We start from the raw sequence: 13,227 nt of genomic DNA on the forward strand, positions 1-13,227 counted from the left end.
TGATCCAACATCCTGGAAATCGATCGGCGTTCGTCAAAACTCAAATGCGAAAAGGTACGGATCAAACCACGGCTCCCGAAAAGCAGGCAGCTTAGCGCCTTTGTTGCAGTTCGAGATAGAATGTACCCCGCTACATACAGATGTCGCATAAGACAGATTATGGAACAAGAATACGCCATTTGGTTACAATGACATAAATCGTCATCCAGCTCAGCGCGTCCCACTATTTCAAAGCGGTCCTCCGAATTTGGGTTTTGAAGCACATCTCCGACTTCCACTCCGGAGGTTGCCGCGTGGAGCCGCTGAGCATTGCCCACAGACTGTTTCGAGACCCGTGTCTCCGACGATGCGCGCTTGGCGACAACGGGGTCAGAGATTGCTTCGACAGCATTCAATGGAAATTGCCCGTGGCTTCGACGCAGTTATTCCTCAGGTGTCGGGATGACTTTTGATGGCCTTTGGAGCTCCGCCGCGGCGGCGGAAGCTGCTGCATCTCCCGTTCCACTGGAAACATGAACGGTCGGGGTTGCAAACTGGATGCCTTTTTCCGCGAATGTCTTCCTGAGCATGGCAAGCGCCTTCCGGCGAACGCCGAATTGTTCGCCGGGTTTCGCCATGAATTTCAGCCGAATTTGCACACCGTAATCGGCCATCTGCTCGATGCCCTGCATTTTCAAGGGCTCGATGATGTTGGGCCCGAGTTCGGCATCCTCCAGAAGTTCGACGCCGATGCGCTTGATGGTCTTGCGAACCTCCTCAAGGTCGCTGTCATAGTTCAGGGTCAGCGTAATGATGTCGATCACCCAGTCGCGGCTGAGGTTCTGCACCGCGCCGAGTTCGCCGAAAGGAACGATGGTGACCGGACCGCGATGGTGTCGCAGGCGGATGGATCGCAGCGAGAAACCTTCGACCGTCCCTTTATATTTTGCCGCTTGAATGTACTCACCGATGCGAAAGGCATCGTCGAACAGATAAAAGACGCCGGAGATGATGTCCTTGACGAGCGTTTGTGCACCGAAACCGACGGCGATGCCGACGACGCCGGCGCCCGCCAGCAGCGGCCCGATCTGAATGCCGATTGCATCCAGGATCATCAGGAAACCGACAGCCCCGATCGCCAGAAACAGCACGTTGCGAAGGATGGGAAGCAGCGTATTCAACCGCTGGCGCCGACGCGCTTCAGGTCCGTCCAGGTGCCCCGCCTCCGCACTTCGCGACGCCACCGCCATCTGACTGTCGATCAAAGTGCTTGCGAGCTTCCAGATGACGTCGGTCACCAGCAACACGATAACGATGCGGATACCTGCACGGATCAAACGTGTGGTCACCGTTTCGGCAGCGGCAAGGTCACTGAGATTGACATTCCAAGCGCGGGCAATGAGCAGCGCGGCGACCACGATCAGGCCGTTACGCAGAGTTTGCATGATAACGACCGACCATCCGACGATGGCCGGATCTTTGATGGCGTGCTCGCCACCGGATCGTATAATACGACCGATGACATCACGCGCCACGGAAGCGGTAAGCGGCAGAAGCGTCAAGACGATCAACGTCCAGAATGCCCCGCGCAGCCCGGACACCCATAACAGCCACGATAGCACGATGCTCGCGCTGAAGCCGACACAGACCAGCCGGTTCACCGGCGACCCATCAGAACGGAAATGCCGCAGCCAAATCATGACGATCAGCGTGATTGAAACGACACAGAGCCACGCCGCTGTAAAGAGGTCGACCAGGATGGGTGATGCCCCGATGGTCTGAAACACTTCGATGATTGCCCAGCCCGCCGCCATCACAGCGACGATTGCGAGGAGCCAGTAATACCAGAACCATGCCAGCGAGGTGACAAGCGTCAGAAGCCGCATATGCGGCAGCCGGGCACCGGGCGCGATAACGATGCGGCCCACAAGCACGCCGAGGCGCACCATCAGCGCCGCTGACAGCAGAATGAGCGCAATATCGCGAAAGACGGCAGGCCAAGGAAAGAGGATAAACGCGCCGAGGCTGCCGATCAGGTAACCGGCCAACGCAAGAAGACCCATTGAAAGCCGGCTCGCATGGAGCTTGATCCGCTGCCGGACAGTGTCGGCAGGCGCGGTCAGCACAAAATGAAGAAGCCCTCGCCCGGACCACCAGGCAAGGCGCTGCGCAGCGAATCCGCCTGCAATGAAGAGTGTCACCGCCAGGATCAGTCCGACGGCATCGATACGATCATCCATTTGGAAAACCCGGATCGCCGTTTGAACCTGTCCCGGAAGGGTTGGAACGGCATCGACGAGCGTGAGCAATCTCTGGCGCAAATCCTGCAATGCGGTGGCAATCGACGGCGGTGCCGCCTCTTGCGGGGCCGCTGCCGGCTGCGCCTGTTCCTGAGTGCTTGGGACGATCCGGTTGACCAGCGCGCGTCCGGCATCATCATTCGGCAATTCGATGATAACCCGGATCGGTCCCGAGGAATTGGTCTGTTCGGCCGCTGTGGCTATGGTTACGCTCGCGAACAGAAGCGTCGAAAATATCACCGTCAGGAGTGTGGACACTCTACCGAAAAAATGACGGTCGTCGGTGATGCGCATATAGCCTGGTCCCCGCGAAGCTGGCATCGTTTCTAGAGCATGTCGCGCAAAACTGTGCAGCGGTTTCCCAGGCAAAGTGCGAAGCGCTTTTGCCGGGCAAAGTGCGAAGCGCTTTTGCCGCAACGACATGCGTAAAAACAAGGAGCTAAAGCGCAAGGAGCGAATCTGAAAGATCGCAACGCGCTTTAGCAACTTCGGACGTTGTGAAGCGTTGCGTAATCAACGTCAATCGACGACCTGTCTGACGGCGCAAAGCTTACCGTGCCCCCGCCCCCGAAAACTCGCCGATCAGCTGTGCCGTCGCTCATGATCGCACGGTTTTGAACCCTGCCCTGATCTCCTGACTGAAGAGTTCCGGCTCCTCCCAGGCCGCGAAGTGGCCGCCCTTGGAGGCGCGGTTGTAATAGACCAGCTTCGGATAGGCCTTCGACAACCAGTGCTTTGGCGGTTTGTAGACCTCTCCGGGGAATATGGTGACGGCGACCGGTACTTTGACCTCCGTGAGCTTCGCGCCCGACATGGCGTTTTCGAAATAGATGCGGCCACTCGAGGGGCCGGTGTTCGTCAGCCAGTACAGCGTGATGTTGTCGAGGATGGCATCCTTGCCAAGCGCCTGTTCCGGATTGCCTCGGGTGAACACCCAGTCGGCGATCTTGTCGTAAAGCCAGGCGGCGAGGCCAACGGGAGAATCCGCAATGCCGTAACCGACCGTCTCCGGACGGGTGCTCATGATTGCGGCGTAGCCGAAGCCATTGTTGAGGAAGTCCCGCGCCTCATCGAAGACGACTTTTTCGTCCGCAGACAGGGTGTCGGGAGCAGGTCCTCCATTTCTAAGGGCCTGGGCTGCATCCGATGGGAATGTCGTGGCCCGCTCGATCCTGTTGACGTGGATCGCAAGCAGCCCATCGGGTGCCTGGCGACCCAAGGCGTCGCTGATGATCGCGCCCCAGTCGCCGCCTTGCGCGACGTAGCTGATATAGTCGAGCCGCTTCATCAGCACGTCCCAGGCAGCCGCTATCCGCTGCGGGTTCCAACCCGTCGCCGGAGGTTTCCCGGAAAAGCCGAATCCTGGAATCGAAGGGATCACCAGGTGAAAGGCGTCCTCAGCCGAGCCGCCGTGCGCCGTAGGATCCGTGAGCGGCCCGATGACATCGAGCAGTTCGAACACCGAACCCGGCCAGCCATGAGTCATGATCAGCGGCAGCGCGTTTTCATGGCGGGAACGGACATGGATGAAATGGATGTCCACACCGTCGATATTGGTGAGAAATTGCGGAAAGGCATTCAGCCTGCTCTCAGCCTTGCGCCAGTCGTAGGACGACTGCCAGTAGCCCACCAGCGCCTTCAGCCTATCGGGCTCAACACCCTGCGAACGATCCGTGACGGTTTCACCGTCGGGCCATCGGGTTTCGGCAAGACGCCGCCTGAGATCGGCGAGCGCTGCCTCGGAAACCTCGGCCTTGAACGGTCGGATCTCCGCGCCTGCGGCGGCGGTGACATCGGCAGCCTCTGATGCGAGCGGAAGGAAAACCGCGGATATGCCGGCCGCCGCCCCTCCCAACAGCAGCGAGCGTCGAGACATAGGCCTGTGGTTCAAAGAGGTCAGCAGTGCCATGACGCGTGTCCTTTCATGACATCGAGGGTCAACGGACAGGTTCGACAAGGGCTGCCCCCTTGGTGACCACATGGTTCAATTCGGTCAGTCATATCAGTTCTTCCTTATCCTGTCGCCCGACGCTCTGCCGTCCGCATCCATGCGCAGCGAGCTTTTCAAATTGGCAGCTGGTGGCTATTTGGGTGGGTCGACGGAGCGCCGACACCTCGGGAAATCAAGAGGCTTCCTCTCATTTTCCTCGGCTGCCGCGCGCTGATAGCGTGGCCATATATTGCGTAGACAGGGCGCATTCGGACCCGTCGTTCAGGAAAGGATCTCGTATGTCTGAGAACAAAGCCGCAGAAGCACCGCATTGCGACATCGACTTCATCGAGATCGATGAGTTCCTCACGCTGAGGAGAATGATTGTTCGCGCCACTGCGTCAAAAGGCACCGTGCTTTTCCTGCATGGGTTTCCGGAAACGCTGACGGTCTGGAAGCATATCGCGAGCACGCTTGCTCGCGACTATGACGTTCACGCCTTTGATTGGCCGGGCTACGGCCAGTCGTCGCGCCCGATCCTGCAACAATTCTCCTACGCGCCGCAGGCCTACGCGGCGGTATTGAAGGCCTATATCGAGAGGGCAGGCATCGACCGGTCGAACCTCGTGATCTATGCGACCGATATCGCCGCCCTCCCCGTTCTGCTGCTTGCTCTCGAGGAGCCGGCGATCGCCAGGCGGATCATCGTCGGAGACTTCGCTCCGTTCGACCGGCCGCAATACATGTGGGAGAGCCTGCAGAACCTCAAGGCCGAGCCGACCGCCTCGCCGACCCGAGCCTATATGAACAAGACAAGCGACGAGATCCTTCAGAACGTGCACAGGCGCGGCCTATCGCCCGCTGAGCAATTCGATCTGCCGACCGACGTTCAGCGGGACATGGCCCATTCGTGGAGCCTCGACGGTATGACGTCAGCGGACGCCTTTGCCCATTATTACGCAAATTTCACGCGCGATCAGAACGTCCTCGAGGCCAACCTCGAACGACTGAAGACGCCGGTCAAAGTCATCTGGGGCGAAAAGGACCTCTACATCAAAAAGGAAATGGGCATCGAATTCGCTGCCAAGATCGGTGAGAAAATCGATATTCTGCCGGGTATCGGCCACTTTCCACATCTTCAAAATGCGGAACATACGGTTGAAGAGATTCGCGCATCATTCAGATAAGACTTGGTTATCTTCCTTCTCCGATCGTGCGCGTAATCTGGGTAGAGCCCAGTCGACAAAAGCGCGTACCTTCAGCGCCAGAATCCCCTGGCGCGCGTAGACGATATGAATCGGTTGTGGTGCTCCATCGAAATCCCGCAGGATGGGCACGAGCGCGCCAGACGCCAGCTGGTCCGGAACCTGGTAATCGAAGAGCCGCGCGATTCCTGCTCCGGCGACGGCTGCTGCGACGCAATTCGCCGCGGTATTCACTTCCAGCCGGTTGCGGGGCGCCGCCTCCACCGGCCTGCCGTCGACGTCGAATGTCCAGAAGAATGTCGGCTTGTTGAAGACGATCCCGTCGCGATCGATGAGATCGTCCGGACACTCAGGTTCGCCATGCCGCGCGAGATAGGCAGGGCTCGCGCAGGTCAGCAGGCGGAATTCGCCGATTTTGACCGCATGGAGGAAGCTGTCGGCGAGCTCGCCGAGACGGATGGCGATATCCACCTGCTCGGACACGAGATCGACCGTGCGATCAAGCGATAGCAGGTTCAGCGACACCTGCGGGTATTTGTCCAGGAAACTGAGCGCAACCGGCAGGACGTAACGGTTCCCATATTCGATCGGCATCGTGATCGTCAGCGCGCCTCTGGGCGTCTGGTATTCGCCCGACGCCCTTCGCTCCGCCTCATCGAGATCCGCTATGATTTTTCGGGCGGCGTCGACATAGTCGCGGCCGGCATCGGTGAGCTGAAGATTGCGGCTGGTGCGGACGATGAGGTTTGCGCCGAGATGGCGTTCAAGCTCGGCCACCTTGCGGCTGACGCTGGGCAAAGGCGCGTTCAGCCTCCTGCTGCCGGCAGAGATGCTTCCGGCGTCGACGACGGCCAGCAATATGCGCATCGCTTCGAGACGATCCATCGGTCCCCGCCCGTAAGATATCGCTTCTGCTCATCAGACAATCCTAATCCAGCAGCCTGCGTATGGCCATGATCCCCTTTGCAGCATCCGACCAGGATTGACGCCAGATCAAAACGCCGACGCTGAGGATCGTTGCGACGATGAAGGGGATCGGCCCGATGAACCAGAAGGCCGCAGCGACGGTGAAGTAGTAAGATCGGACGCCGACGCTGAACGAGCGAAGAGCCGGGTTCAGAACCAGAGTGAGCGCGTTTGTCCAACTGACGATGTCCCTGTCTTCATCGCGCGACGGGCTCGCCCCGATCGCCGCAAGGCAATAGTTGATCTGCCGGACCGCCCAGATGAAATCGGACAGGCCGCGCAGCAGCGTCGCCATGATCAACAGAACCTTGCACTGGAAAAACCAGGCGGGATCCTGCGCCGCAAACTTTGCGATCAGCCCGCTGCCCGATCCATAATTCGGCTCCATGAACAGCGCACCGCTGAGCCCGACGATGACGATGAGGTTGGCCGATCCGAAGAAGGATGCCGAATTGATCGTGTGCCCGAGGATCGCCGCGTCGCCGATGAAGTTGTTGTCTCGCGTCAGCACCTCCCGCATCCAGGCCGCGCGAATGCGCACCATGTCGACGGAAAGACTGTCGTTTCGCCGCGGCCACCCCATTGCCATCAAAGGCTCGAGTGCCACCCAGACGAGAAGGAAGAATACGATCGCCGCGACGTTCAAAAAATCCATGGTGTCCCCCGAACTGAATTGTGTTTTTCCAAACAATACTTCGAGGAAACGGCGGCTCCAAGCGTCTATCGCCGTCCCAGGGTTCCTTCGGTGCGCACAGGCGCCAGGCGCTACCCGGCGGCGCGGCGCGAGCTTCTATGGCGTGTCGCATGCAGCAGCAAGATGAAAAGTCGATATTGCGTCCGGTCGAAAGGGGGCTAAGATTGGGGGCGCCAGCCGCGTGACGTGGTCAACCGGCAGGTCAGACTTGGGGATACGGAATGGACCTTGCCGAAGAGCCTGGCATCTTCACGTGGGACTTGGCGACCGACACGGTTTACGCGGATTCGGCGCTGGCAAACCTCTTTGGGCTTGATCCAGAGCAGACCATCGCCGGGCTGCCGATCATAAAATACCTCGACAGGATTCACCCCGACGACAAGCCATCCGTGGCCAAGGCGATTTCAGACTCGGTGGTGACGGGCGATCCCTACCGCCACGACTATCGGGTATTTGATCGAAGCGGGCAAATCGTAGCCGTTGCCGCCTTCGGCCGCTGCTTCAGGGATGAAACCGGAAACCCGTCGCACTATGCTGGTATCGTATTTCGGTCGAATGATCACGTCCAGCAAGACGACTTGTCTGCTCACTGCAGGGAGGCGCTGAGAATTGCGCAGTCATCCGGCCTGCAGACGACGGCCGATGCGCTTGAGGCGATTCTGAAAGAGCTCGCCAAGCCGAAGCCTTCCGACGCTATGCCGATTCATTGATTCCCCTCCCGCATTGGTTTCAATGATTCAGCTCTTGCCCCTACCCTCAGCCGGTCACCGCCGCCTCGCCTCCCAGGCATGGCCGGCAGATCCCGCAAGGAGCACCTCGAACGGCAGGCGTCGAACCAGTCTGGCAGCAACGAAGGTCGCAGCGATCGCCGCGGCTAGCTTCGCCCAAGGATAGTCGCCGAGCTGAACATGGGCGTTTGCATCGACTGATGTGGCCTTGGCTTTGAGGGCCGCTTCGGCATCCTCGCGCAGCGCGGCTATGCGGACCCGCAGCAGCCTTAACTCCTGCCGCAGGGCGTTCAGGTCCTGATCGGCTTTCTCACGCGCGGTCTCGGCGGCGGCATCCGCAAACGGCGGCTCACCTTCGGCGATCAGTTCATCGGGGTCGAGCGAAAGGTGGCCGTCCCGGTTGATCGATGATTGCATGGACATGTCCTCCAATGACGGGTGGGAGAAAATACGGCCCGGCATTGCCGCCGGGCCGCGGGCTATGGCAGGTGCTCATCAGTGGTCGCGTCGGAAACTCTGGCTCTGATGGGATCCGCCTTGCGACTGGGTTTGCGATTGGCGATTGTCATCCTCCGACGGCGCGGCACCGCTGCCGCTCAATGTGTAGGCACGCACCTTGGCGCTTCCATGCGCGCTGTCGCGCATTGCGACCGGGCGTGCATCATCAGAAGCCGACGCCTCGAAGGCACTTTCGGACACAGCGAGGTCTTCTGACGCTTTGCCGCCAGAGGATTGGCCGGCAAAACCGGTATTGGATGCGCCCTGCTGCCGGTCCTCTAACGACCAGAGGTCCGCCCGCTCATCCATATCGATGCTGCCCTCATCGTCCAGAATATCGTGGACGGTCTCATAGAGCGCGTCATCGATATCATTGACCTGGACGAGGAAGCCGCCTCGCCGCAGCCCTTCTGCGTAGACCGCACGATCCTCATCGGGAAAGAAGAAGTCCGCCAGCGCGTCGAAGAAGCCGCTGCGGTCGTCGCTCATCGTGCCGGCAGTTTTTCCATCCGCCTCATATCCTGGCATCAACCTGATTCTCGCAACCGGCACGCCCGCGTCCTCCAGACGAGACACGGCGGATTCGGCTTCCGAGCGGCTGTCGAAAAATGCGGTGAGGCTGCCGCCCCCTGTCGGGTGCGAGAAGGCTGGATTGGTATCGTTGTAAAGGCTGCTCACGGGAAATCTCCTCTCGATGCATAGACCCACGCCGCCGGTCCGGCGGCTGGTTTCCTGATCAGAAAAACAGGTGGGCGAATGGAATGTTCCAAGCGAATGCGAGGGAGGTAATCGCGGCTCACCGACATTAAAATGAGGAACGGTTTCGCATCGAGGATCGTTGTCCCGCGCTACCGCAATTCAAGGCGTTCTAGCGGTTGACGTCAAACCGTCGAGACGCTAGCACGGCTTTTGACGCATTGGGGATATTTCATATGGACATCTTTACGGCAGCCGGCCTTACGGCTTTGCTGCAGGTCATTGCTATCGACCTCGTTCTTGCCGGCGACAACGCCGTGGTTATCGGTCTCGCTGCTGCCGGGCTTGAGGCCACGCAGCGCCGAAAGGCGATCATCGTCGGCATAGCGGCCGCGACCATCCTGCGTATTCTCTTTGCCAGCGTTGCTGTGTATCTCTTGGCAATCGTCGGCCTGCTGCTGGCCGGCGGACTTCTGCTCCTGTGGGTCTGCTGGAAGATGTGGCGCGAACTTCGCGCCGGCCATGGCGACAATCATGACGCGGCGGGCGCCAAAGGCGCGCCGAAAAAGACCTTCTTCCAGGCGGCGACCCAGATCGTCATCGCCGACGTATCGATGTCGCTCGACAACGTGCTCGCCGTCGCCGGCGCCGCGCGCGAACATCCAAGCGTGCTGATCATCGGTCTTGCCCTGTCGATCGCGCTGATGGGTATCGCCGCCAACCTGATTGCCCGGTTGCTCAACAACCATCGCTGGATCGCCTATGTCGGCTTGCTGATCATCCTCTATGTCTCGATCGACATGATTTATCGCGGCGCCGTTGAGGTTATGCCTTACATGCAGTGAGCCTACGTGTCGGGTCGGGGTTCAGGCCCCGATCCTCACTTCGATTTCGAAACTCATCTGATCATAGGCCGGCACCACATGGTCCGGCGTCTTAGCCATCACCGCGTCGTAATCGAGCGGCGTGTGCATATGCGTGAGGATCGCTCGCTTCGGCTTCAGCCGGCCGATCCAGTCGAGCGACTGTTCCAGCGACAGATGGCTCGGATGATAGGTATATTGCAGCGCGTCGATGATCAGCACATCAAGGTTCTGAAGCTTATCGACGGTCTGCGGCGGAAAATCGCTGATATCACTGCAATAAGCCACATCGCCGATGCGGAAACCGAGCGAGTGAATATCGCCGTGCTGCTGGATATGCGGATGAAACTGTATCTTGCCGCCGGGGCCGCGGATTTCGACGGGTTCGTCGAGGTTTTCGATGACAACAGGCAGCACGATCGGCGGATAATTGCTGCCTGGCGGCGTTTCCAGGCAATAGCCGAAGGCCTCCCGCAGCCTGTCCATCGTATATTGGTCGGCAAAGATCGGCACCCGGCGGCGGGTGTTGTGAAAATAGCCACGCAGATCGTCGATACCATGAATATGGTCTGCATGTGGATGGCTGTAGAGCACGGCATCGACATGGTCGGCCCCTGCGCTGATCATCTGCTCGCGAAAATCCGGTCCGGTGTCGATGACGACGGTGGTGACACCGCCATCCGGCGCAAATTGCTGCACCATGAAGGCGGCGCGCGTGCGCCGATTCTTCGGATTGTCGGGATTGCAGGCGCCCCAGTCGCCGGTAATGCGCGGCACGCCGGGTGACGACGAACAGCCGAGAATGGTGAAGCGTCGCCGGTAGAGCACGCTCTCAGACCCTCGGCATCTTCGTAAACAGGCGCAAAGCGTTCTCCGTCGTGATCCGCGCGACGTCGGCATAGGAAAGGCCGATCGTCTCGGCGAGCACCTCGGCGGTGTTGACGACATAGGACGGTTCGTTGCGCTTGCCGCGCCAGCGCTTCGGCGCCAGATACGGCGCGTCGGTTTCCACCAGCAGCCGATCCCGAGGGATCGTCTTGGCGATCTCGCGCAGCTCTTCCGATTTCGGGAAGGTCAGGATGCCCGAAAAGGAGACATAGCCGCCGAGTTCGACGCCGGTTCGTGCCAGTTCCGGACCTGCCGAGAAGCAGTGCAGGATGAAGGGGAAGGCCCCCTTCCCCGTTTCCTCGGTCAGCATCGCTGCCATATCCTCATCGGCGCTGCGGCTGTGGATGACGAGCGGCAGCTGTGTGGCGCGCGCCGCCGCGATATGGCGGCGAAAGCCGGTCTGCTGGTCCTCGGGCTTCTGCGTATCGTAGAAATAATCGAGGCCGGCCTCGCCGATCGCCACCACTTTCTCATGGGCATTGGCAAGGCGCACCAGATCTTCCGTCTGAATATCCAGCTCTTCGTCGGCATTGTTCGGATGCGTACCGACCGAGCAGAACACCGAAGGATATTTCTTGGTGATCGCAAGCAGCCCGTCGAGCTTGCGCACCCGCGTCGAAATCGTCACCATCTGCTTGACGCCCGACTGATGGGCGCGCGTCACGATCTCGTCGCGCTCCGCCTCGAAGTCGGCGAAATCAAGATGGCAATGTGTATCGATCAGCACCGCTCAAGCCTCCGGAGCCACGTAGCGCGGGAAGACAGGCGTCGGCGCTTCGAGCGGTGTTCCGGCAACCAGACGGCCGGATTCGCCGAGCGCAGCAAAATCGCGCTTGTCTTCAGGTGCCGCGACCAGATCGAGCAGCTTGCTCGATGACTCAGGCATGAAGGGCTGCAGCAGGATGGCGATCTGGCGCACGACTTCGGCTGTGACATAGAGCACCGTGCCCATACGCTCGGGATCGGTCTTCTTCAGCGCCCACGGCGCCTGCCCGGCGAAATAACGGTCGGTCTCAGAAACGACCGAAATGATCGAGGCGAGCGCTCGGTGGATCTGCTGCTTGCCCATGTCCTCGCGTGTCGAGGCATGCAGCGCGTCGGCCTGCGCCAGCATTGCCTTGTCCTCGTCGGTCAAAGGCCCGCATTCTGGAATCTTGCCGTCGCAGTTCTTGACGATCATCGACAGCGAGCGGCTGGCAAGATTGCCGATGCCGTTGGCGAGGTCGGAGTTGATGCGGATGCCGATCGCTTCCTCGCTGTAGCTGCCATCCTGGCCGAACGAGACTTCGCGCAGGAAGAAGTAGCGCACCGGGTCGAGGCCGAAATGGTTTACCAGATTGACGGGATCGACGACGTTGCCGAGCGACTTCGACATCTTCTCGCCCTTGTTAAGCAGGAAGCCATGGGCAAAGACCCGCTTCGGCAGCGGCAGCTTTGCCGACATCAGGAAGGCCGGCCAATAGACAGCATGGAAGCGGATAATGTCCTTGCCGATAATGTGCACGTCGGCCGGCCAGTATTTTGCCAACGGACCGTTCTTGTCCTCGATATAGCCGGTCGCGGTGATGTAGTTGGTCAACGCGTCGACCCAGACATACATGACATGCGCCGGATCGTTCGGCACCTTGATGCCCCAGTCGAAGGTCGTGCGCGATACCGAGAGGTCTTTCAGGCCAGACTTGACGAAGGAGATCACCTCGTTGCGGCGCTCGGCCGGGCCGATGAAGTCGGGATTTGCCTCGTAATGGGCAAGCAGCTTCTCCTGATATTCGGAGAGCTTGAAGAAATAGCTTGCCTCTTCCACCCATTCCACAGGCGTGCCCTGCGGCCCGTAACGCACGCCGTCAGCGCGCAGCTCCGTCTCGTTTTCCTGGTAATAGGCCTCGTCGCGCACCGAATACCAACCGGCATAGCTGTCCTTGTAGATGTCGCCATTGTCGGCCATCAGGTTCCAGATGTTGCGCGATGTCTCGTGATGACGCTCCTGCGTGGTGCGGATGAAGTCATCGTTCGAGGCATTGAGCAGCTTGGCCATTGCCTGGAATTCGCCCGAATTGCGATCGGCGAGCGCCTGCGCGGTGATCCCTTCTGCGCGCGCCGTCTGCTGCATCTTCTGCCCGTGTTCGTCGGTGCCGGTCAGGAAGAACACGTCCTTACCGTCAAGGCGCTGGTAGCGCGCCATCGCATCCGTCGCGATCAGCTCATAGGCATGGCCGATATGCGGCTTGCCATTGGGGTAGGAAATCGCGGTGGTGATGTAGAAGGGTGTCTTGTCTGTCATGGCGGCCAATGTCCGGCTAAGTCTATAAAAATGGTCAGCCGCTCTTAGCGCATGTCACCGTCAAGCGAAACATCAAGTTTTACCGCCGCCAATGATTTCCGGGACGTTGGCGTGGTGAACTTGACTTAGCTTCTGCCGCAATCTACCCGTCATGGAAAAGAGGGCGGGACAGAACGAAGTGCCAGTTTTCATCTATCCG

General features: G+C 59.7%; 12 protein-coding genes. 3 read left to right on the forward strand and 9 right to left on the reverse strand.

Annotated features, from left to right (window positions below):
* Positions 1 to 422 precede the first annotated feature (422 nt).
* Both GR197_RS24880 and GR197_RS24885 read right to left on the reverse strand, forming a co-directional pair.
* A complete protein-coding gene (locus tag GR197_RS24880) occupies positions 423 to 2,573 on the reverse strand; it encodes a mechanosensitive ion channel family protein (protein WP_164014641.1) in 2,151 nt (716 codons plus the stop codon).
* A gap of 304 nt (positions 2,574 to 2,877) precedes the next feature.
* Positions 2,878 to 4,188: an epoxide hydrolase family protein gene (locus tag GR197_RS24885; protein WP_164014376.1), complete on the reverse strand. Its 1,311-nt coding sequence runs from the start codon at positions 4,186 to 4,188 to the stop codon at positions 2,878 to 2,880.
* 320 nt (positions 4,189 to 4,508) lie between these two features.
* Here GR197_RS24885 and GR197_RS24890 point away from each other — a divergent pair, with 320 nt between their 5' ends.
* Complete coding sequence (locus GR197_RS24890; protein WP_246724683.1) at positions 4,509 to 5,396, forward strand: alpha/beta fold hydrolase; 888 nt, start codon at positions 4,509 to 4,511, stop codon at positions 5,394 to 5,396.
* On the opposite strand, the gene GR197_RS24895 is transcribed toward GR197_RS24890, so the two are convergent.
* Together GR197_RS24895 and GR197_RS24900 are read right to left on the reverse strand one after the other, a co-directional pair.
* The gene (locus tag GR197_RS24895) at positions 5,385 to 6,299 is read right to left on the reverse strand and encodes a LysR family transcriptional regulator (protein ID WP_164014378.1); all 915 of its coding nucleotides are present in this window, start codon (positions 6,297 to 6,299) and stop codon (positions 5,385 to 5,387) included. The two genes, GR197_RS24890 and GR197_RS24895, sit on opposite strands and share 12 nt — an antisense overlap.
* Positions 6,300 to 6,342: 43 nt before the next feature.
* Entirely contained in the window at positions 6,343 to 7,035 is a 693-nt protein-coding gene (locus tag GR197_RS24900; protein ID WP_164014380.1) for a DUF599 domain-containing protein, read from the reverse strand.
* A 260-nt stretch (positions 7,036 to 7,295) separates the two neighbouring features.
* Here GR197_RS24900 and GR197_RS24905 point away from each other — a divergent pair, with 260 nt between their 5' ends.
* The gene (locus tag GR197_RS24905) at positions 7,296 to 7,784 is read left to right on the forward strand and encodes a PAS domain-containing protein (protein WP_164014382.1); all 489 of its coding nucleotides are present in this window, start codon (positions 7,296 to 7,298) and stop codon (positions 7,782 to 7,784) included.
* A gap of 54 nt (positions 7,785 to 7,838) precedes the next feature.
* Here the strand turns inward: GR197_RS24905 and GR197_RS24910 are convergent, their stop codons facing one another.
* Together GR197_RS24910 and GR197_RS24915 are read right to left on the reverse strand one after the other, a co-directional pair.
* Positions 7,839 to 8,219 (reverse strand): hypothetical protein, encoded by a 381-nt coding sequence (locus GR197_RS24910; protein WP_164014384.1) that lies wholly within the window; start codon positions 8,217 to 8,219, stop codon positions 7,839 to 7,841.
* 78 nt (positions 8,220 to 8,297) lie between these two features.
* Positions 8,298 to 8,978: a hypothetical protein gene (locus GR197_RS24915; protein ID WP_164014385.1), complete on the reverse strand. Its 681-nt coding sequence runs from the start codon at positions 8,976 to 8,978 to the stop codon at positions 8,298 to 8,300.
* Positions 8,979 to 9,232: 254 nt separating this feature from the next.
* On the opposite strand from GR197_RS24915, the gene GR197_RS24920 reads away from it, so the two are divergent.
* Positions 9,233 to 9,841, forward strand: a complete 609-nt coding sequence (locus GR197_RS24920; RefSeq protein ID WP_164014387.1) for a TerC family protein — start codon at positions 9,233 to 9,235, stop codon at positions 9,839 to 9,841.
* A 21-nt stretch (positions 9,842 to 9,862) separates the two neighbouring features.
* Here the strand turns inward: GR197_RS24920 and GR197_RS24925 are convergent, their stop codons facing one another.
* Genes GR197_RS24925 through metG form a run of 3 tightly spaced genes read right to left on the reverse strand, consistent with a single transcriptional unit; the run spans position 9,863 to position 13,028 of the window.
* Entirely contained in the window at positions 9,863 to 10,687 is an 825-nt protein-coding gene (locus GR197_RS24925) for an MBL fold metallo-hydrolase (RefSeq protein ID WP_164014390.1), read from the reverse strand.
* 4 nt (positions 10,688 to 10,691) lie between these two features.
* Positions 10,692 to 11,474 carry a TatD family hydrolase gene (locus GR197_RS24930; protein WP_164014392.1) on the reverse strand — a complete coding sequence of 261 codons (783 nt, stop codon included), beginning with the start codon at positions 11,472 to 11,474 and terminating at the stop codon, positions 10,692 to 10,694.
* 3 nt (positions 11,475 to 11,477) lie between these two features.
* On the reverse strand, positions 11,478 to 13,028 hold the full coding sequence (gene metG / locus GR197_RS24935) for a methionine--tRNA ligase (RefSeq protein WP_164014395.1): 1,551 nt from the start codon (positions 13,026 to 13,028) through the stop codon (positions 11,478 to 11,480).
* Positions 13,029 to 13,227 lie beyond the last annotated feature (199 nt).

The organism is Rhizobium phaseoli (assembly GCF_010668805.1).
In the GTDB taxonomy this organism is placed as follows: domain Bacteria; phylum Pseudomonadota; class Alphaproteobacteria; order Rhizobiales; family Rhizobiaceae; genus Rhizobium; species Rhizobium phaseoli_A.